This is a genomic window from Mycoplasmopsis gallinacea (assembly GCF_012220205.1).
Taxonomy (GTDB): Bacteria; Bacillota_I; Bacilli_A; order Mycoplasmatales; family Metamycoplasmataceae; genus Mycoplasmopsis; species Mycoplasmopsis gallinacea_A.
In genome coordinates this window covers 455,128-476,276 of the sequence record NZ_CP047225.1, presented here as the reverse complement: position 1 = coordinate 476,276, position 21,149 = coordinate 455,128, and the positions used below count along the sequence as shown (strand labels likewise).

The following is a 21,149-nucleotide window of genomic DNA, read 5'->3' as shown; positions in this document are numbered from 1 at the left end:
TAATGTTATTACTTATTTACGGAAATCGATAACTGCTCTACCGATAAATTCACCTTTTTCTAATTTTTCAAAAATATCTGCAACTTCTTCTAATTTAACAACGCGTGTTACTTCTGATTCAACAAGTCCTCTAGCAGCATAATCAAGAGCTTCTTTTAAGTCTTTTCTTGTACCAACAATTGATCCAGCAAGTTCTCTTTCTGTAAGAACTGTTCAGAATACAGAAACCGGGAATTCATCTTTTCCAAGTTTATCTTTTGCAGGAAGTCCTACAAGAACTTGTCTTCCTCCCCGACGAAGCATTTCCATTCCTTGAACAGCAGCTGCTGTAGCAACTGATGTATTTACAACACCGTGTGCTCCACCCTCTGTAACTCTAATAACTTCTGCAACTGCATCAACTTTTTTAGAATTGAAAGCAAATTCTGCACCTGATTTAAGCGCTAATTCAACTTTTTCATCAGTTAAATCAATACCAATTGGACGGTAACCCATAGCTTTAGCATATTGGATTGCAAGTTGACCAAGTCCTCCCACTCCAATTACAGCCACAAAATCACCAGGGTGTAATTTAGCTTGTTTAACAGCTTTGTAAGTTGTAACTCCAGCACAAACAACTGGTGCTCCTTTGATTAAATCTAAGTTTTGAGGAACAACTCCTACGTAATCTTCATGTCCAATTGCATATTCAGCAAACGAACCATCTTTTGTATAAGCTGACATATTTTGGTTTGGACAAAGTGTTTCTTTTCCACTAAGACAAAATTCACAGTGACCACAAGCATCATGTAATCAAGCTAAACAAACACGGTCTCCTACTTTTAAGTGTGTACATCCTGGGCCTAATTTTTCAACAATACCAATTCCTTCGTGTCCTGGAATTAATGGGTATTTAGGTTCCACTAATCAATCAAAATTTGAAGCATGTAAATCTGTATGACAAATTCCACTTGTTTCCATTCTAATTAAAACTTCTTTTTCTTTTGGTTCAGGAATTGCAACTTCCTCAACGCTTCAATTTTTTGGTGAACGCACCACAAAAGCTTTCATTGTTTTAGACATATTTAAAAAATCTCCTAAAAAGTAAAAATATTAAAAAAATATAGAAAAATCTTTTTTAAATTAGTTAATTTATTTTTTCTACATAATAATTTTATTACTTTTGAAGTACCATTATATTTTTAGAAAAAATTTATGAAAATGTGCAATGAAATTAAAAAATTTTTGTGTTTTTGTAAAAAATAACCAAGCTTTAACTTGGTGCTCGATTGTAAGTTGCATTGCAACGCGGGGGAGGAAACAAAAACACAAGAAAAAAAGGCATGGCTATACGCCACGCTTTTTTTCTTGTGTTTTTGTTTCCTTGGTTTTTGTGGTTTTTTATAAAGGAAAAAATAATTAATAAAAAAGCAATTTATTTAAAAAACAATGGTAAAGCAGTGTTTATTTAAGTAATATTTCGCTTTTATTAAAAATTATAAAAATTAAAGATTTTTCAAAAGGCAGAAAGTTGAAAAGAACAAACAAAAGAGAAAAAAAGCAACAAAAATACCATTTCTATTGCGTTAGGAACGGTATTTTTGTTGCACTGGAGATTACACTCAAGCACCAAGCTTTAACTTGGTTATTCAGGTTTTTGTTCATTTTCAGGAGCATTTTGCTCTTTATTTTTAGCTTCTTCTTCAATTTCAGTCATTCTACGTTTAATTGAATTGTATAAGTCGATTAATTCAGTTTCAAATTCCTCAACTGTTTTAGTTGGATCAAAAGGCATTGAAGAATTAATTTGTTGGAAAATTGGATCAAGTCTCATTTCCTTTGTAATTAATGATTTTCTACCAATTTCGTTAGCGAATACCGCAAGGATTGTTCGATAAGCAATTGATTCAATCATTGCTTCGAAAATTTTAGTTCCTTCATCAGTATAAATTTGGTACGGATTTTTTTGTGAGTATTGAACTAAATTTACATTAGAACGAAGTTTGTCCATTCTGTTAATATGTACTTGTCATTTCGAATCTAAGATTCTTAAAATGGTGTTTCTTAAAATTGCTTCAACTTCTTCATTTGATAATTTTTCTAAAGCGTTTGCTTTTCATTGATCAAAAATAGTAAGCATAACTTGTGAAATATATTCAGGAAGTTCTTTATCGTGATATTTATGAAGCTCTTCTTCATAGAAAGTATGATTTAAAACTCTACCAATTCTTTCATTTAAATATTTAGCAAGTTCATCATATTTAAAGTTTCCATATTCAGTATAAAATTCAGGTCTATTAACAAAAACTTTAGCTGAAGATAAAATCATTCTTCTAATGATAAAATCCACATCATCACTTGTCAAAATAAGGTCTCTTTGTGAATAAATTAAATCACGTTGTTGACGAATAACATCATCGTAGTTAAGCACAGATTTACGTGAATCATAGTTGAATCCTTCAATTTTCTTTTGCGCTTGATTAAATGTCATTTTTAAAGTTTTATTAGTGATTTCTTTACCAGCTTCATCTGAATAAGCTTCTTTAAAACTTTCATAATTTGAGAATCTTTGCATTAACGAATCATCAAGCGAAATAAAGAATTTACTTGTTCCAACATCCCCTTGACGACCACTACGACCACGAAGCTGATTATCAATTCTTCTTGATTCAGCTTTATCAGTTCCAAGAACATAAAGTCCTCCTAATTTAATTGCTTCAGGAGTAGGTTTAATGTCAGTTCCACGACCAGCCATGTTAGTAGCAATTGTAACTGATTTGACCTCACCAGCGTGTGAAATAATTTCAGCTTCAGAAGCATTTTGTTTTGCATTAAGCACAGTATGTGGGATATTTGCGTCAAAAAGCATTTTGTGAAGAATTTCTGAATCTTCAATTTGAGCAGTTCCTACTAAAACTGGTTGACCTTTTTCATAAAGTTCCTTAATTTTTTCAACAACAGCTTTTCACTTATCTTCATAGCTAAAGAAAATTGAATCTGGTTCATCAATCCGAGCAATTGGTTTATTAGTTGGCACAACATTAACACGGATGTTGTAAATGTCAATAAATTCTTGCTCTTCAGTTTTTCCAGTTCCGGTCATACCACAAAGTTTTTTAAACATCCTAAAGAAGTTTTGGTAAGTAATAGTTGCCATTGTTTTAGTTTCTGGCTCAATTTCAACCATTTCCTTTGCTTGGAGTGCTTGTTGAAGTCCTTCTGAATAACTTCTACCATCCATAATTCTTCCGGTAAAAGCATCAACAAGTTCAATTTTCCCTTCTCTAACAATGTATTCAACATCGATTTTCATAACTTTATGTGCTCTTAAAGCATTTTGAATAAGATGCACAGTTTCTGAGTTTTCAATGTGGTAAATATTATCTACACGATAAAAATTATTAGCTTTTTCAATCCCTGAGTGAGTTAAAGTAATTGCTTTCGATTCTTCATCAATTAAGTAATCTTCATTTTTTAAAGTACGTACAAATTGGTCAGCTGAAAAATACATTGAAATATCTTCAGAATCACCTCCAGAGATAATAAGAGGTGTTTTAGCTTCGTCAATTAAAATTGAATCCACTTCATCAATAAGACAGAAATTAAGCCCTCTTTGGACTTTTTCTTTAATGTTTTGAACCATATTATCACGAAGGTAATCAAAACCTAATTCTGAGTGCACTGAATATGTAATGTCCGCTGCATAAGCTTGTCTTTTAGAATTTGGATCCATTTGTGCTTTGTTAATTCCTACTGTTAGCCCAAGGAAGTTAAACACTTGACCCATTTCCATAGCGTCACGTTCAGTAAGGTATTCATTAACTGTTGAAACAATTGCACCTTTTCCTTCTAAAGCGTTTAAATAAACAGGAGCTATCGAAGTAATAGTTTTTCCTTCCCCTGTTTTCATTTCAGCTACTGAACCTTGATCTAAAAGAAGACCTCCAAGTATTTGCACATCATAAGGTCTTTTTCCTAAAACCCGTTTGGTTGCTTCACGTGCAACAGCAAAAACATCATTTCTGATTTCTTCTAAAGTGTGGCCTTTAGCTAATAAATCCTTAAAAAATGCTGTTTGACTTTTAAGTTCTTCATCACTCATATCAACTACGTGTTTTTCAAGCTGATTGATCTTTTTTAAAGCTCTTTCAGCAATTCGCATTTCAGTTGATTTTATTTCAAAAAATTTAGTAAATTTATTCATATTTTTAAATTATAAACTAATAGAAAATAATTAATAAATATCTTAGTACTCTAATTTAGAGACGTTATTTTAAGAACATTAAATTTTGACGCGTTAAAATTTAAATATTATGAAAAAAGAAATAAAAATTTATGAACTATTTTCTGGTTTAGGAAGTCAACTTTATGCTTTAAAAAGAATTGACAAAAATCTAAAAGTAAAATCTTTAGGTGCTTGTGATTTTTATATTGATGCAATTGTCTCATATATGATAATTCATCATGGTGTTTTAGAACCAGAAAATACTATGAGCAAGCAAGAAATGGCAGAAATTTTAAATTCATTTCACTTTAGCTCAGATAGCAAAAATGTTGTCTCTGCAAATTACTTTAGCAAGATAAAAGAAGAAAAATTGAGAGGTATTTTTCCATACTTATATAGCTTTGTAAATAATGAATATTTAAATAGCAAATATAGTAAAGGAGAGAGAGAGAGAGAGAGAGAGAGAGAGTTTTACTGACATTAACAAAATGTCAAAACTCCCTAAAAATATTGATATTCTAACTTATTCTTTCCCTTGTCAAGATCTATCTCAACAAGGTAAGCAACGCGGAATAACTTCTGAAACAAGAAGTGGATTATTACTTCAAGTAGAAAGAATTTTAAAAGAAAATCAAGATAACTTACCAAAAGTATTATTGCTTGAAAATGTTAAGGCATTGATGAGTAATAAGTTTATACAAGATTTTAAAAATTGAATTAATATCCTAGAAAAACTAGGCTATAAGTCATATTATAAAATTGTAAATTCAACCGATTATGGATCAGTTCAAAATCGTGAAAGAGTCTTTTGTGTTTCATTTTTAGGAGATCATAAACCTTATGAGTTTCCACCAAAAATTAAAACAAGCAAAAACAAACTGCAAAAAATAATGAAAAATGAAAGCAATGATGAAGAAAGCGTGATTCCATACCGAGAAACACTTGAGTTTAAAGAAACTAAAAATGGTATTTTTAAAGCTTTTATTCCGAATTACACAAAATTTAATTCAGAAAACTATGTTTATTTACCAAAAGGTCTAGGACCTACACTTACAGCTAGCGGTGCAAATAGTAGATTAAAGTTTTGTTATCCAGAGAAAAAGAAAATCCTTTATATAGATGAAATTCAATCTTATCAATATATGGGTTTTGACAAAAAAGATGCATGAAAAGTGAAAAATACAAATTTAATTTCAAAAAGTAAAATGATTTTTACTTGTGGAAATTCAATTTCTGTCGAAGTGTTAGAACAATTATTTAAAAGCATTGTGGAGTCTTTAAATGTCTAAAGATTTACAAGTACTAGGTTTATCTAGCATTTCAAGAATTGTTCTACCAATAAAATCTAATTTTGCAGAAAATGGAATTCAATTTGCATTTGACTTAAACTTATTTTTAGATAAAGATAGCAAAATGATTGTTTTTTGATACCCTATGTTCAAAACCGCAAGCATTGATCTTTGTTCTACTCCTAGTTGATTTGAGAAAAATACAACACTTTTCAAAAGAAGAAATGAATTATTCAATTACTTAAATGGTGAACTTCAAAAAAGTAATATTCATAAAACTTTTATTCAACAAAAAAGAGAATTAAAAAGATCTAAAAATGTCATTTTACTTGAAGAAACAGAGATAAAAATTATTAATGAATGATTTTTCAAACAATCTGGAAAATTTACTTTTAATAGCATATCCGGAATTTTTAGTGGTTATAACCCAGCAGGCAAAATAAAAACTCCAAAAAGCGCTGAAATGATGATAGATTCAAAGGATGATAACCTATTAAATTACTTTATAAGCAATATTATTGATGCAATAAGTGTTAGAAATTATTTTAATTGATATAAAAAATGAAAATCTGATTTAAATGATTTGTATATTGAGAAAACAACACTATTTGAATTTATAATCCAAAAAGTTGATGAGGAAGATAAAAAAGCTCATATATACAAAAGTCTTTTAAATTCATTTAAAGAAGCTGACTATGAAAATAGAGCTGAAAAAATAAAAGTTTGTGTTCAAGACTTTTACAAAAACATATTTCTTGTAAATGAAAGAACTAAATTGCAACAAAAATTAGATAAAGAAATTTTAAAGAAAAGACAATTAGTAAGCAAACATAATCCATTAATTTTTCATAATGAATGAAAAAATAATAGATTTGAAAGGGCTCACATATATCCTGTAGAAGCTATTAGAAAAGAAATTATCTCAATACTTGATCAATTAGATATAAGTATCACGAAAAATGAAATATTATCCGAAAAACGTGTGGAAACTTTATTAAATGAAATAAATTCAATTGATAATCTATTTGATATGGATCCTACAACTCATTCAAGTTTTGATAAACCAGAATTTACATATGATAATGATGGTGAAATAGTAATATACAATAGTGAAGTTAATGATTTCATCGAAAAAAACTACTTAAAAATACCAAAAAACAAACTAAACAAAGATATTATCAAATTTATTCAGAAACGAAATGATTTTTATAAGAAGAAAAAACAAGATTTGCCTATAAATTAGTATAATTTAGACAATATGAAACTATTTACCAATGAATTTGCGAGTTTAACTGAATCAGAACGAAAAGTTGTGGATTTTTTGAATAGTGAAACAAAGTTTTTTTATGAAAAATCTATCGAAGAAGTCGCTAGTAGAATCCACATTTCAACTGGTGTGCTTACTAGAATGTATAAAAAACTAGGTTTTAAGTCTTTTAAAGAGATTCAATTCTTTGTTAAGTATAAATATTTAAATTCTGTTTCGCTTTCAGAAAAATCTTCAATTAGCGAAATTATCGCTTATCACTACATGACAGCAATTAACCTCACTTCTAAAAACTTAGATATGAAAAAAATTGATTACATTGTTAATCAGATTTTAACTACCAAAAAAGTTTACTTATTTGGTGTTGGTTCAAGCGCAATTGCTGCTAGGGAACTTGGATACAATTTACAAAAATTAGAAATCGAAGTTATTATTTGCGATGATTTCCATCTATTTTTAATTTCAATTGCAACAACAATGACCAAGCGCCCTAATAGTGCTTGCATGATTATGATTTCTAAAACAGCACTGACAAATGAATTCCAATTCTTGCTCAATAAGGTAGATCATTACAACATGCCTTATTTAGTAATTACAAGCAATAGAAGTATTGCAGCTAAATATAAACATGTTTTAGTTCATGAAAATTTAGAACAAAACAAACGTTATGATGCTTTAACAAGTAAAATTGTGCAACAATATATTTGTGACATCATTATGTATCGGGTAAGAGAATTCAAAGGTTCATCTTATAATGATATGTCTCTTCAGTGAATCAAGATGATTGATGACTGAAACAAAAAGTAAAAAAATATATTTTAAACTTATGATTGTTGAAAATTTTTTACAATGATAAGTATTTTTTATAAATCGTATTTTTATTGAAAAAACGCAATTTTTTTATATTATTATTTTTATTAGTAGGTAACCCTACAAACATTCAACTTGTAATTTAAAACTCATTTATTCATTGTCAATTTAATATATAAATTCCATTTCTTTAAAATTTAAATTTAATTTATTGCAAAATATTTTCATTTTTATATGCTTAAAATAATTCCTTCCGTTGAATGTTAAAATTTAACCTTTTTTATTTCAATATCACCCAGAATTTAGTTTCTGGGTTTTTAATATGTTTATTTTCTATGCAATCTTTACAAAGTACGTTATAGTATAATAATTCAATATGAAAGAAATTGTTTATCAATATAAAGGGATAAATTTTGTAATATATCCATTAATATCAGCAGAGCAACGTAAAATTGAAATTTTCCCTGAAAATAACTTTTGAGACAAACAAGATATGAAACCAAAAGATATTAACATAAAATTAAGTCTCTCGGAGTATTTGCAACTAGAAAAAGCGGAGAAAATTGAAAATTGATATTTTAAACCACAACTAGATAAGTATTTGGATTATCACATAAAACACAATTTAGATATTTCTGGAATAAAAAATGAATGAATTTCTAACCCTGGACAAATTTGCTTTTTAGGTAAAAAACATATTTTAAAGTGAGAATTTAAGGATGAAATTACCAACCCTTTAGAATACAAATTTGAAATATCAAGTGCCCAAATTACTCTTTTTGTCTCTAGAATTCTTGAAAAAAGAGTTATTAAAAGAAGAGTTGTTCTAATGAATTTCTTAAAAGAACAACTTGCTGAAGTAATTAAAAAAATTCAACCAAAATATGAAGATAAATTATCATTAAAACCGGTAGACTTTGAGATTTATGAACTTTTACCTCAATCTAAAAGTAACACTATTGCTTCAGCTTGATATTTAAAAAACTTAATACAATACACAATTTCTATGATTTGTTCTGACCTAGATTTAATCGAACATACAATCTTACATGAACTTTTACACCACATCCACAAAGACAAAGGACATAGCGCTAAATTTTATAAAGATGGTGAAAAATTTATTGAAGATTTTAAATTGCTTCATAAATTTGTTATAGCTCCTAATACATTTTATAAAAAGTTCTAGTTTCCCACTTGCTAGTATAAAAAACCGAATGTACCTAAAAATAAGGTATATTCGGTTTTTGTTTTATCAATTATTTATTTAATAAACTTTCAATTTTTGTTTCAATTCACTTTGCAAATTCTTTAAGTTGCTCAGTAATTTCAGCATCAAAACGATCTTTGATTGGGGAATCAATATCTAAAACTCCATATAAATTTCCATTAACAATAATTGGAAGAACTATCTCTGATTTGCTATTAGCATCACATGAAATATGTCCTGGGAACTCGTGTACATCTGGTACAACTACAACTTCTTTAGTAGTAGCTGCATATCCACACACTCCTTTGTTAAACGGAATAATTGAGCAAGCAACTTTACCTTGGAAAGTGTGCAAGTATAAAGTTTCATTTTCCGCTAAATAATAACCAACTCAATTAAGGTTTTCAACAGTGTCATTAATATAAGCAGTTGAATTTGCAAGTAATGAATTTACGTTAATTTCTTCGTTTAATAAACTAATATATTCTTGTTTTTTCATTGAATTATTATAAGCAAAAAATGCATTTTTCACCTTAAAAAATACTTTTTTGAACTTTTTTCACATTTTCAGGAAACTTTCAGAAAATTAAAATGCAAACCTAAGGTTTGCATTAATTATTAAATTAAGCTTGTTTAGCTAATTCAACTAAAACTTTGAATGTTTTAGGCTCATTTATAGCTAATTCTGAAAGCATTTTACGGTTTACAACAACGTTAGCGCTTTTAAGTCCTGAGATAAATCTTGAGTAGCTCATTCCTTCAGCTCTTGTAGCTGCATTGATACGAGCGATTCATAATTTACGGAAGTTTCTTTTAACTTGTTTACGGTCTCTAAAAGCGTATGTTCATGATTTAACAACTGCTTGTTTTGCAACTTTGTAACCGATTGATTTGTGACCGAAGTATCCTTTAGCTAATTTTAATCATTTTTTACGTCTTGCTCTTGTAACTGTTCCACCTTTAACTCTTGCCATAATTATTTCCTTTCTTAATTAAATTAATATATGAGAATTAATAATTTTTAAAAAAATAAATTAACAAGCAAATTAGAACATTGCTTTAAATCTTTTAAGGTCGCTTTTTGACATTAATACAGATTTACGGGCTTGACGTTTTTGTTTTGTTGTTTTATTTTGTGCTAAATGTGAACGGTAAGCTTGTTCTCTCATAACTTTACCAGTTCCTGTAACTTTAATACGTTTTTTTAACGCACTTTTAGTTTTCATTTTTGGCATTATTTTTCTCCTTCTTTGGTAACTTGAGTTTCTTTCTCAAGTTCTTTTTCTTTTAAATATTTTTGAATTTTTTGTTTATTAGGTTGGAGATTCATGTCAAGGAAACGCTCATTAACAAGTTTTGCCTCAGTTGTAATTTCGGCAATATCTTCTAATGTTTTATAGAACTTGTCTAATGTTGCTAATCCTAAATCTTTTCTCCCAATTTCACGTCCTCTAAGTTTAAGAGAAACTTTAATACGATCACCTTTAAGAAGAAATTCACGAGCTTTACGACTTTTAGTCATAAGATCATTATCACTAATCATTGGTGTAAGTCTAACTTCACGGTTTTGGATGTTAGTTTGTTTTTCTTTGATTTCTTTCTCTTTTTTCTTACGGTCGTATTTAAATTTTCCATAATCTAAAATACGAGCAATTGGTTTAGGATTTGCTTGAATTAGCACTAAATCCATTTTTTCATTTTTAGCCTTTTCAATGGCTTCAGCTGTTCTAACAACACCTACTTTTTGTCCTTGCGAATCTAATAAGAACACTTGTTTAAAAGGTATTGCTTCATTAACGTAATGTTCAGCTACTGGTTTTTTTCCTTTTGGTTGAATAATAAACTCCTTAATAATAAAAATTTAAAAAAGTGGTTCCCCACTTCTCTACCAAAAAAGTACCCAAAAAATAGATACATTTAATTGTAGCAAAACCCAAGACTATGGTCATCAGGTGAGAAGTGATTCTACTTTCTGCAATTAAATAATAAATATATATTGCTTTATTATTTTAACATAAAACATGAAGAATCAAAACTCTATTTTTGATTTAAATTTTGTCTTTTCTATTAGCATGTTTAAAAATAATTTTTGATTGCAATTTTTTGCTATTTTTGATGCTCTTTGACTATTTTTTCTAGCTTTTTAAGTCAGTGCCCAAGGCCACCTTTTGTAATAAAAATGTTATGCTCAACTTCTAAAATTTTAGATAAATCAGAAAGTGAAAACCCCTGATTTTCTAGCTTTAACCTAAAAAATACAAGTTCGTTTTCACTGAAATTAGCTTCAAGATTATTTTCAAAAATGTAGTTGATGTTTTGAATATGCTTAAGTGAACTTTTTGCAATTTTTTGCAAGTTGCTCATATCAATATTATTGATACGATTAACTACGTTTTCAAGGTCTCTTTGAATTTTTATATCTTGCATTTTTAATCAAGCTTTTTGAGCACCAATAGCTGCTAAAAACTCTAAGATATTGTCTAATTTCTTAATATATAAAAAGTATTTATCTTTTCTTTGCAGAATCTTAAAACCAAATTGATATTGGTTAAGTTTATCTTGAATGTGACTTGCAAAATCTGGGTTTTTAGTTGAAATATCAAGGTGATATGAAGTTGTATGAAGTCCTGAAACATTTCCTGAAGCTACAAATACACCTGCAAAAAAACTTGTAAAGTAGTTTTGAAATTCGTTTATAAAATCTGGATTATAAACGTTTTGTTCATTATAAATATTGCTTAAAAATGAATTATTTACACTAATCATAGTCTTAGAATTTTTTCATTTATCATAGCTAATATTGCTTTTTTTGAAAAACTTGGTTACTTTATCTAAAATAAAATCATCATTAATTTTAAGCACCATTTGGCTATCAATTAATTTGTAACTACTTAATAAAAAACCAAACGAAAAAGCTTTAGTTTCCTTTTCGTTTTTGATGCTTGATAAAATTTCATATTTTATATCGTGAGAAAATGTTTTATTTTTAGAATTCATTGCAAATTAATTATAATAAACTTATTATTTAAAATAAATGAAAAAAGAGAGACACTATGAGAAAAAATGTAGAAAATGGAACAATTGAGATAATAACAGGACCTATGTTTGCGGGCAAAAGTTCTGAATTAATTAAGCGTTTAACTTTATATAAAATAGCTAAATTTGAGCCAATTATTTTCAAACCAGCTTTAGATACTCGCTTTTCCGATTCTAAAATTGTAAGTAGAACTGGTTCGACTTTCCCAGCTATTTCAATCAATGAACCTAAAGAAGTTTTAAGCCATATTAACGAAAAAACTGAAGTGATTGCTTTTGACGAAATTCAATTTTTTGACAAGAAAATTATCACAATCATTGAGAAATTAGCTAACAAAGGTATTCACATCATAATTTCTGGATTGGATATGGACTTTGAGGGAAACCCTTTTGAAAATGTTGCAAAGTTAATGGCAATTGCTGATAAGGTCGATAAATTAAAAGCTGTTTGCATGGTTTGCTATGCACCTGCAGGTATGTCATTTAGAAAAATTGACTCAAAATTACGCACCGTTATTGGTGATGATATTTACGAAGCTAGATGCCGCTTTTGTCATAAAAATAAATAAATTTGGAATAACCAAAAATATATATAATTTTTTATTATGGAAATAAATACAAATAATTATACAGTCGAAACTTTGACTAAAGAACAAGCAAAAAGTAAACAACTTTTCTATTCAACTATTTTAGTTTCATTTGGACTTGGAATTGTTGCTATTTTATCTTTATCATTACTCTTTTTCCAATTACTTGTTAACAACGCAGCAAGTTTTGGAAGATCATTCCAAATGATTTTCTACATATCACTTTTTATTTTTGTTATTGTAAATATAGCTGGAATGTGATTGAAAAAATTTGGAGCTATAGCACTTACGATTTACTATCCATTTGCTATTCTTTCTGCTGCAGTTATTGCCGCAGGAGCTGTTGCTCTTTATGGCCTTTCTGAAGGTGCAAATGGTGTATATTCAATTAATAAAGGTGTAATTAATATTCTTTTAATTTTATTCGCGCCTGCTATTTTAATTTTTATTTTTGGACTTATTGGTTACTTTAATCTTTTTGATATTCGTAAGCTTTCAATCCTTGTAGGAGTTTTATCAGTAGGTCTTATTATTTCAATGATCGTTTCATTTTTTGTTCTTAATTCAACTCTTGAAATAATCATTGGAATTGTTGGAACAATTGTAATTTCAGGTATTACTGCTGTTACATGATTTACCATTAGAAAAGAAGCTGATATGATTCAATTTGAAAGTAATAAAGAAATTTATACCAAAGGTCTTTATTACGGAATTGTTCTTTACTTCAATTACTGACAAATAGTTATTTTCTTACTTAGAATCTTCACAAATGTAGGTGATAGAAGATAATTATTATTTTTACTCAAGCAAGCTGATTTAGCTTGCTTGTTTTCTTTTTAAGGTTTTTGGACGTGGGCATTCGAATTTTGCATCAGTTTTATATTTTTAATATAAAATTTAATACATGAACAAAAATAAGATTAAAAACTTTTCCATAATTGCACATATTGATCACGGTAAAAGCACACTTGCTGACCGTATTTTAGAACTTACACACACAGTGTCTCAAAGAGAATTAAAATCTCAATTTCTTGATTCGATGGAACTTGAACAAGAAAGAGGGATTACTATCAAATTAAATGCTGTTCAATTAAAATATAAAGACTATATTTTTCACTTAATTGACACACCAGGTCACGTTGACTTTACTTATGAAGTTTCGCGTTCATTAGCTGCTAGTGAAGGAGCTCTTTTACTTGTTGATGCTACTCAAGGGATCGAAGCTCAAACTTTAGCAAACGTGTATTTAGCCTTAGAAAATAACCTTGAAATCATTCCGGTTATTAACAAAATTGATCTTCCAAGCGCTGATGTTGAAGCTGTTAAAAGGGAAATTGAAGAAGTTATTGGAATCGATACTCAAAATGCTGTTTTAGTTTCTGCTAAAACAGGGCTTGGGGTTGATAAATTACTTGAAGCAATTGTTGAATATATCCCTTCACCGAAAAACGCTGATGATTCAAAACCTTTAAAAGCTTTAATTTTTGATAGCTACTTTGACCCATATCGTGGTGTTATTATGCTTGTTAGAATTTTTGAAGGTAAGTTAGCAACTGGTGATAGATTTAAATTTATGTCAGATAAAACTGAAAAAGAATATCACGTAATTGACTTAGGGGTTAAAAACCCATATGAAACTAAAAAAGAATTCCTTGAAGCTGGTGAAGTTGGATGAGTTTCTGCGGCTATTAGGGATGCTAAAGAAGTTCATGTTGGAGATACCATTACTTTAGTAGATAACCCTACAAAAGAAGCCCTTCCAGGTTATAAAAAAATGAAACCTGTTGTCTTTACCGGGTTTTACCCAATCGACACTCGTGATTATTCAATTTTAAAAGAGAGCTTAGAGAAAATTTCATTAAGTGATTCATCAATTTCTTGAGAACAAGAAACATCAAAAGCTCTTGGTTTCGGTTTCCGTGTTGGATTCTTAGGAATGCTTCATATGGAAATTCTTCAAGAAAGATTAGATAGAGAATACAAAGTTGGAATTATCGCAACTAGCCCTTCAGTTGAATACAAAGTACATATGACTAAAGGTAATTTTGAAATGATTTCAAACCCTTCTTTATTTCCAGATCGTACTTTTATTGACTATATTGAAGAACCTTACATTGAAGCAAGTATCTTCATTCCAAATGAATATATTGGAAATGTAATGGAATTATGTCAAAACAAACGTGGAATTTATAAATCTCTTGAAGCTATTGATTCAAGAAGATCTAAGGTAGTTTATGAACTTCCACTTGCTGAAACTATCTTTGATTTCTTTGATTTATTAAAATCAGGAACTAAAGGTTATGCTTCATTTGAATATGAATGAATTGGATATCGTGAAAGCGACCTTGTGAAAGTCGATATTCTTTTAAATGGTGATAAAATTGATGCTTTCTCAATTATTTCACACCGCGAAAAAGCTTACGAATCATCAAGGGAGTTATGTAAAAAATTAAAAGAAGCTATTCCGAGAGAAAACTTTGAAATCCCAATTCAAGCTACAATTGGTGGTAAAATTATTGCTCGTGAAACCATTAAAGCTTACCGTAAAGATGTTACAGCTAAGCTTTATGGAGGGGATGTTACTCGTAGACAAAAACTTCTTAAAAAACAAAAAGAAGGTAAAAAGAGAATGAAACGTCTTGGTTCAATTGAAGTTCCACAAGAAGCATTCTTATCAATTTTAAAAACTAATATTGATAACAAAAAATAATGAAATTCACGCATTTAGCGTGAATTTTTGTTTGCTAAATTGCTTAATAATTCCATAAATGCCTATTTTTAAGGCATAAAAATGTTAAGCAAAAAATTGACTGCTTAGCAAATTAGTTTATAATAAATTTAATGCTTTCGTTAATAACGAAAGGGTGAGATTTGCTTAGATCAAATCGCTGCTTGCGTATAGTTACCCGCCATTCGCAAAATAATATTAGTGTAAGCGAACATGCTTACATTTTTTTATGCAAAAAAATCGAAAAGCTAATTGAGCTTTTCGATTGCTTGAGTGTAATCTCCAGTGCAACAAAAACACCATCCCAATGCAACATATGGGATGGTGTTTTTGTTGTGGTGTTTCTTTAAATTTTATGAATTATTTTTTATATCATTTGAAGAATTTGTTTCTTTCAATATTGGACTTTATTTTTCTAAAAGCACGATCATATAATTGGATTTCTTGTATTTTCGAATCTCAAGGTTTTTTATAATAATTCAAATCGAAAAACAACTCATCAGCTGAAAAATAATCAAGAATTTCTCTTGGCATATTGTTTATTTGTTTTTCTGTTTCCATAATTTCTTCATCGGATATTTTGTTAAAATTTGTTTTCTTTGGATATTTTCTTCTTATTAAACCATTAAAGTTTTCAATTGATCCTTTTTAGAAAGAAGCATATGAATCAGCTTTATAAATTTTAATTTGCAACCTATAACCAATCATGAAAAACGACTTAAATTCAAGTCCGTTATCAATAGTTATAGATTTAACATTTAGTCTTTTTTCTTTGATTAATTCAAACAACACTTTTGCTACATTTCACGGATTTTTGTCAGGTACTTTCCTTATCAATCCATAACGAGTTTGTCTTTCTTCAAAGGTTAATAAATGTGCAGTGGTTTTTCCTTTTTTACCGACAATTAAATCAGCTTCTCAGTGTCCAAATTCAGATCTATCATTAACATTTTTAGGTCTAAAAGTTATTGGTATAACATATCTATTACCTACAAGTCTTGTTATTGTGTCACCAGTTCTTTTTCCACCTTTTTTATAACGCGGACGTAGCTTGTTTTTTATTGTCAAAGCTCATAAACCACTATTCATTCAATTGTAAATTGTTTTTATTGTAGGTATTGGAAAATCATAATGATTCTTTATTTTGAATCAGGTAATTTTTACCCCTGAATAAGTATTGTCAAAGTTTTCTAAAAATACTTTTGTGAAGTCTTTATAATAATAAAAATCAGATTCCAATTTAAATTGATATTTTCATTTTTCTCTTATTTTAGATTTGTTTTCAGCTTCTTCAGCTATATACCCATTTTCGGTCGAATTATTTTTTATTTCTCTTCATATTGTAGATTTTGAAAAACCAAGAATTTTTGCAATTTTTTCTAAAGAAATCGAATAATCTTTTAAAAAAAGTTCTAGTTGTGCCCTATTTTTGAAACAAATTCTTTTATAATTCATTTATGTGGATCCTTTGCAAAAACACCACAAAAAAATTTTAATAAATTTAAAAGAAACAAAAACACAAGAAAAAAAGCGCGGCGTTTAGCCATGCCTTTTTTCTTGTGTTTTTGACCCCTCGCGTTGCAATGCAAATTACAATCGAGCAATCGAAAAGCTAATTGAGCCTTTCGATTTTTGTTTTAATTAAAGTTTGTTTGGACAATCACCAGATTCTACAAAGTTTTTAAGGTTTTCATATGAAATTTCAACCATATTAGCAACTGCTTCATCTGTGTAACTTCCAATGTGAGGTGACACTAATACTCTTGGATACATACTTAAAAGCTTTAAGATCACTTCATCTTTAATTTCAGGCTGATTTTTTCCAAAGTAAAGCTTTTCTTCATATAAAACATCAAGTCCAGCTCCACTAAGTTTTCCTGATTCTAATGCTTCTAAAATTGCGCTTTCATCTTGGATTTGACCTCTAGCGCTATTGATTAAAATTGAACCATCTTTCATTTTTGAAAGTAAGTCTTTATTAATCATTTTATCATTTACACCTTTAATATAAGGCATATGGAATGAAACAATGTCAGCTTGAGCAAGTACTTCATCTAATGAAGCATATTCAAGAACTTCTTTAGCTTTTTCATTTGGATATGGATCATACCCAAGAACTTTAGCTCCAAGTCCTTTAAACATTTTAGCTGATTCATAACCAATTTTTCCAGTTCCAATAATTGCTACAACACTGTTTTTCATTTCTTTAGCAAATCCAAATGGATCGATTTGGAAATTGTGTTTTGAAGCATTGTAAGCAAAGTGAGCTGTTTTTCTTGAAAGTGATTGCGCCATTGATACAGCAACTTCAGAAATAGCTGTTGGTGAATAACTTGGCACACGAGCCATTAAGATACCTAATTCTTTACCTTTAGATACGTCCATGTGATCAAAACCAACAGTTCTTGTTAAAACATATTTAATTCCGAATTCTTTAACTTTCTCAAGCACATCACAGTTGATTTTATCGCTAGCACGAGCGATAATCGCATCAAACCCTTTAACACAATCAACATTATCTGCACTTAAAGATTCACGACGGAGTTCTAAATCATAGTTATAGTTTTTATTATATTTTTCGAAGATAGGTTTTTCAACATCCCTAACACCAAAACAAATTACTTTCATTTATTTACCCCTTTTTATCTAAAAGCTACTTCACAAAGGAAGATTCAGAATGGGATTGCAACAATTGCAAGAAGTGTTGTTAAAGCAGAGCACTCGGCTGCAAATTGTTCATTGTTTTTATATTGCATCGCGTAAGCAATAACAACTGTAGCAGGTGGAACTGCAGCAAAAATAACCATTGAAGCTGCAACTGCTTTTGTGACTAATGCACCTGCATTTAAGGCTCAGAACACTCCGAATACCATAGCTGGAAGAGCTACTAATTTTAAAACAGCAAAAATTCATACTCATTTATTTTTAGCAGCTGAAGCAAGGTTTGAAGTTGCTAAAGTCATACCAATTGATAATCATACTAATGGACTAGCAAGACCGCTTAAGTATGTAAACGGTTTATGTAATCATGGCGCAGTCACTGAAAGGTCAAATCAAGCAACAATTTTTCCTTTTTCATTTGCACCTTGGAAAAATTTTGCAGGGATTAAACCACTTAAGTAACAAACAAGCCCTACAAATGTTGCAATAACAATAGGGTTTAAAAGAGCAGTTTTTAATGATTTTGTAATATTTGCACGGTCAAATTTTAACCCTGCCATAAGCATAAAGCAGTATGAGTATAAAAATACTCTATATGGAATTGATCAGATATTAGCTGCTGCTACTCCAGAGTTATATACTGATTTAATAATTGGAAGCCCAAAGAATGTTGTACTTCCAAAGATAAGCATCATTCAAATAACAAGGGCTTTTCCTTGAGATACATTTTCACCACCAATTGTTTGCACAATTGAGTTATCTGTAATTTTTGAAGATACTTTTTTGTTTGAGTAATTCACTCAAACAAAAGCTATTAAACAAAGAATTGCATAAAATGCAACAGAGATACCAAGAACAACTCCTTGCTCTTGAAGCTCTTTAATTGTAGCTGTTTTCATAAATCCTGAAATAGCAAGTGCAGGAAGAGCTACTTTTAAAACAATCGCATTTAAAACACCTTTTCATTCAGCTTTAAATACTTTGATTTTAACAAGAGTAAATCCTAAAGCAACAATTAAAATTGTTGATAAGATTGCTCCCCATAATTGCGAATTGGACATAACAGCTTTTAATGTTTCTAACATATTAAAATACATCCTTTTTTATTATGAATGCTTATTTTATAAATAAGCATTAAAAATTTTACATTATTTAAAATTTTTTAAAAAAATTAAGCACCTTAGTTGCTGTAGTTTTTTTAAAAAAGTGTGGAAAAAAACACCTTTTACAAGGTGTTTTTGGACAATTTCTTGAAATGGTACGCCCTAGAGGATTCGAACCTCTGACCCAATGGTTAAAAGCCATTTGCTCTACCTGCTGAGCTAAGGGCGCTCATCTTGGTGCCCAGGACTGGACTTGAACCAGCACAGTCTTGCGACCGAGGGATTTTAAGTCCCTTGCGTCTACCTATTCCGCCACCTGGGCTTTTTTGTTTGCTAAATTATTATAGCACATAAATAAAATCAAACAAATATTTTTTTATAAATTTTTTATTTTTATAAATTCTTGCTTATTTATATGTGCGAAATTTATTATACACTAAAAAAAATTAGAGCAAGCAAAATTCTTATTTTCATTTTCCTTAAAAATTGGAAAAGTGACGCGCAAGTTAAGTGTCAAAAAAATAACAATGCTTTTTTAATGTTTAAATTATAAAAAAATTAGAGCTAAAAATGAATAAATACTGACAAAGGTAAAATCAAAATTGCAAGCCCTTGTGGCTTGTTTTCTTATAAATTTTGAAGTTCTTTTGCTTCTTTTCTCCGAAAGAAAAGAAGGCCTGTGCGGCAGCGCAATCTTTGAATCTGTAACAAAAGATAGACATAGAACAATACAGCGATAAACTGACATTACACATCAAATGGGCTTCAACCACAAAAATCTAGTTTAGCGCTTAAATACCAAGCTTTCTTTTATTGCTATTAATTTGAATTTTGAAGTTCTTTTGCTTCTTTTCTCCGAAAGAAAAGAAGAGAAGGCCGCGTGCCAACGCAATTAATGTATTTGTAACAAAAGACTGTCATTACAAGACTATTCTTATTTAAACTGATATTTACACAAAAAATAGTTTTTCTTCACATAAATTTGGTTTAGGTCATCATTCTTGAACTTAGCATTTATTGATATTAATTTTAATTTTCTATTGCTAATATTCTTTTGTATTCATCGATTTGTTCTTTGATTCAAAACACGTATTCTTGTGTGAGTGAATTGAAACTTTTACCCTTCGGAATAAATCTTCTAATGTATCTATGAGCATTTTCAATTGAACCTTTTTGATACGAAGCATAAGGTTTACATTTAAATAACTTTTTCTTACCTACCACTTTATGAAGAAGTGTGTTTTCACTACCGTTATCTACTGTTAAGGTTTTTATTTCGAGATTGTATTTTCTTATTAACATCCTTAATGCTTTGTTAATTGATTTTGCATCTCTTTTTGTTAAAGCAATGTATAACTCTCTAGTTTTACGATCTAAAAGTGTGAAAAGAACAAACTTATCTTCTCTTTTACCAACTACTGTATCAGCTTCAAAATGACCTTTTTCTAATCTTAAATTTGCTTCTTTAGGTCTATATTTTACGTCTCTAGCGTGTATCAATGACCTTTTACCTTGCTTTAATGTAGTTTTTGTATAACCACCTCTTGATAAATATAAAAGCGGGTCAAAAGAAAGTTTTATTCTTTGTTGCTTTAGAGCTTTGTAAACTGTGCTAAATGTAGGACAAAAAGCATTTTGATTTGTTTGTTTAAACGAGTTAATCATAAACTTAACAGACATTTTACATTTAATGTTTTTAGAGTTTTTGCTTGCTTTTTTTCTTAATTCTTTAGTTACATCGTTTCAATATTTCTTAAAGTGACTTCACTTATTTTTTTGTGATTCTGACACTATCATTAACCTTTTGGTTTTATAACTAAGCAAATGATTTGATAGTTTTCTGAACGAGAGAAATTTAGTTATAAAAATTTTAGATCCGCAAATTTTGCAAATAACTTTATTTTTTAGGCTTTTATGATAGTCATTTTTTTCAATCATTATTTCCATTTTTTGCTTAACCGTTCTAGATTGATAACCAAAATATTTCGCCGCTTTTGATACTGAATTCAACAATAGAACTTTCAAAATAATTTCCCACATTAAGAGTATAGATATTTGTTTATCTCTAAGCAACCTTTTAGACGAAACATTTGAGTGAAGACGTTTTATCTCATCATCAGATTCTTTGATGATGAAGTGACGGAAGTTTTCAGCATTATTTTTTACACAAATAATATTTTGTTTAGATAAATCTATTAATTTTTTCATATAATAAAAATGTGTCCTTTCTATTTAGCATTATTATTTTACACAATGG

The 21,149-nt window shown here is 29.1% G+C and carries 18 protein-coding genes, 2 tRNA genes and 1 pseudogene; 8 read left to right on the top strand and 13 right to left on the bottom strand.

What is annotated here, in order from left to right; all coding sequences use genetic code 4:
* Positions 1 to 12 precede the first annotated feature (12 nt).
* Positions 13 to 1,050, bottom strand: coding sequence for an alcohol dehydrogenase AdhP (adhP, locus tag GOQ20_RS02000; protein WP_167845599.1), 1,038 nt, complete (start codon positions 1,048 to 1,050; stop codon positions 13 to 15).
* A 574-nt stretch (positions 1,051 to 1,624) separates the two neighbouring features.
* The gene (gene secA, locus GOQ20_RS01995) at positions 1,625 to 4,183 is read right to left on the bottom strand and encodes a preprotein translocase subunit SecA (RefSeq protein WP_167845195.1); all 2,559 of its coding nucleotides are present in this window, start codon (positions 4,181 to 4,183) and stop codon (positions 1,625 to 1,627) included.
* 109 nt (positions 4,184 to 4,292) lie between these two features.
* On the opposite strand from secA, the gene dcm_N reads away from it, so the two are divergent.
* From dcm_N to GOQ20_RS01970, 5 genes are all read left to right on the top strand, one after another.
* Positions 4,293 to 4,688: a DNA (cytosine-5-)-methyltransferase N-terminal subunit gene (gene dcm_N, locus GOQ20_RS04665; RefSeq protein WP_167845194.1), complete on the top strand. Its 396-nt coding sequence runs from the start codon at positions 4,293 to 4,295 to the stop codon at positions 4,686 to 4,688.
* 4 nt (positions 4,689 to 4,692) lie between these two features.
* Positions 4,693 to 5,493, top strand: a complete 801-nt coding sequence (gene dcm, locus GOQ20_RS01985; RefSeq protein ID WP_167845193.1) for a DNA (cytosine-5-)-methyltransferase — start codon at positions 4,693 to 4,695, stop codon at positions 5,491 to 5,493.
* A complete protein-coding gene (locus tag GOQ20_RS01980; RefSeq protein ID WP_167845192.1) occupies positions 5,486 to 6,736 on the top strand; it encodes an MAG4270 family putative restriction endonuclease in 1,251 nt (416 codons plus the stop codon). Before dcm ends, GOQ20_RS01980 begins: the two co-directional genes overlap by 8 nt.
* A 15-nt stretch (positions 6,737 to 6,751) precedes the next feature.
* The gene (locus GOQ20_RS01975) at positions 6,752 to 7,567 is read left to right on the top strand and encodes a MurR/RpiR family transcriptional regulator (RefSeq protein WP_167845191.1); all 816 of its coding nucleotides are present in this window, start codon (positions 6,752 to 6,754) and stop codon (positions 7,565 to 7,567) included.
* Positions 7,568 to 7,946: 379 nt separating this feature from the next.
* Positions 7,947 to 8,756: a YgjP-like metallopeptidase domain-containing protein gene (locus GOQ20_RS01970; RefSeq protein WP_167845190.1), complete on the top strand. Its 810-nt coding sequence runs from the start codon at positions 7,947 to 7,949 to the stop codon at positions 8,754 to 8,756.
* A gap of 70 nt (positions 8,757 to 8,826) precedes the next feature.
* Here the strand turns inward: GOQ20_RS01970 and GOQ20_RS01965 are convergent, their stop codons facing one another.
* The 5 genes from GOQ20_RS01965 to whiA all read right to left on the bottom strand — a co-directional run bounded on the left by GOQ20_RS01965 (position 8,827) and on the right by whiA (position 11,774).
* Entirely contained in the window at positions 8,827 to 9,276 is a 450-nt protein-coding gene (locus GOQ20_RS01965) for a GAF domain-containing protein (RefSeq protein WP_167845189.1), read from the bottom strand.
* A gap of 124 nt (positions 9,277 to 9,400) precedes the next feature.
* Positions 9,401 to 9,751 (bottom strand): 50S ribosomal protein L20, encoded by a 351-nt coding sequence (gene rplT / locus GOQ20_RS01960; RefSeq protein WP_167845188.1) that lies wholly within the window; start codon positions 9,749 to 9,751, stop codon positions 9,401 to 9,403.
* A 72-nt stretch (positions 9,752 to 9,823) separates the two neighbouring features.
* The gene (rpmI, locus tag GOQ20_RS01955; protein WP_129620469.1) at positions 9,824 to 10,012 is read right to left on the bottom strand and encodes a 50S ribosomal protein L35; all 189 of its coding nucleotides are present in this window, start codon (positions 10,010 to 10,012) and stop codon (positions 9,824 to 9,826) included.
* A complete protein-coding gene (gene infC, locus GOQ20_RS01950) occupies positions 10,012 to 10,548 on the bottom strand; it encodes a translation initiation factor IF-3 (RefSeq protein ID WP_233091239.1) in 537 nt (178 codons plus the stop codon). The genes rpmI and infC overlap by 1 nt, the downstream gene beginning before the upstream one ends.
* Before the next feature lie 335 nt (positions 10,549 to 10,883).
* Entirely contained in the window at positions 10,884 to 11,774 is an 891-nt protein-coding gene (gene whiA, locus GOQ20_RS01945; RefSeq protein ID WP_167845187.1) for a DNA-binding protein WhiA, read from the bottom strand.
* Between the two features lie 56 nt (positions 11,775 to 11,830).
* Here whiA and GOQ20_RS01940 point away from each other — a divergent pair, with 56 nt between their 5' ends.
* The 3 genes from GOQ20_RS01940 (at position 11,831) to lepA (ending at position 15,110) form a co-directional block, all read left to right on the top strand.
* Positions 11,831 to 12,382 (top strand): thymidine kinase, encoded by a 552-nt coding sequence (locus GOQ20_RS01940; RefSeq protein WP_167845186.1) that lies wholly within the window; start codon positions 11,831 to 11,833, stop codon positions 12,380 to 12,382.
* Positions 12,383 to 12,418: 36 nt separating this feature from the next.
* Positions 12,419 to 13,189, top strand: coding sequence for an MAG0110 family membrane protein (locus tag GOQ20_RS01935; RefSeq protein WP_167845185.1), 771 nt, complete (start codon positions 12,419 to 12,421; stop codon positions 13,187 to 13,189).
* A gap of 115 nt (positions 13,190 to 13,304) precedes the next feature.
* Positions 13,305 to 15,110, top strand: a complete 1,806-nt coding sequence (lepA, locus tag GOQ20_RS01930; protein WP_167845184.1) for a translation elongation factor 4 — start codon at positions 13,305 to 13,307, stop codon at positions 15,108 to 15,110.
* A gap of 378 nt (positions 15,111 to 15,488) precedes the next feature.
* Here the strand turns inward: lepA and GOQ20_RS01925 are convergent.
* The 6 genes and pseudogenes from GOQ20_RS01925 to GOQ20_RS01900 form a co-directional block, all read right to left on the bottom strand.
* Positions 15,489 to 16,583, bottom strand: a pseudogene (locus GOQ20_RS01925) (IS30 family transposase).
* 186 nt (positions 16,584 to 16,769) lie between these two features.
* Entirely contained in the window at positions 16,770 to 17,756 is a 987-nt protein-coding gene (locus GOQ20_RS01920) for a 2-hydroxyacid dehydrogenase (RefSeq protein WP_167845183.1), read from the bottom strand.
* Between the two features lie 14 nt (positions 17,757 to 17,770).
* On the bottom strand, positions 17,771 to 18,874 hold the full coding sequence (locus tag GOQ20_RS01915; protein ID WP_167845182.1) for an AEC family transporter: 1,104 nt from the start codon (positions 18,872 to 18,874) through the stop codon (positions 17,771 to 17,773).
* A gap of 171 nt (positions 18,875 to 19,045) precedes the next feature.
* Positions 19,046 to 19,121: transfer RNA gene (locus GOQ20_RS01910), tRNA-Lys, on the bottom strand.
* A gap of 6 nt (positions 19,122 to 19,127) precedes the next feature.
* Positions 19,128 to 19,214, bottom strand: a tRNA-Leu gene (locus GOQ20_RS01905).
* Positions 19,215 to 19,921: 707 nt separating this feature from the next.
* Entirely contained in the window at positions 19,922 to 21,100 is a 1,179-nt protein-coding gene (locus GOQ20_RS01900; protein WP_167845067.1) for an IS30 family transposase, read from the bottom strand.
* Between the last annotated feature and the right edge of the window lie 49 nt (positions 21,101 to 21,149).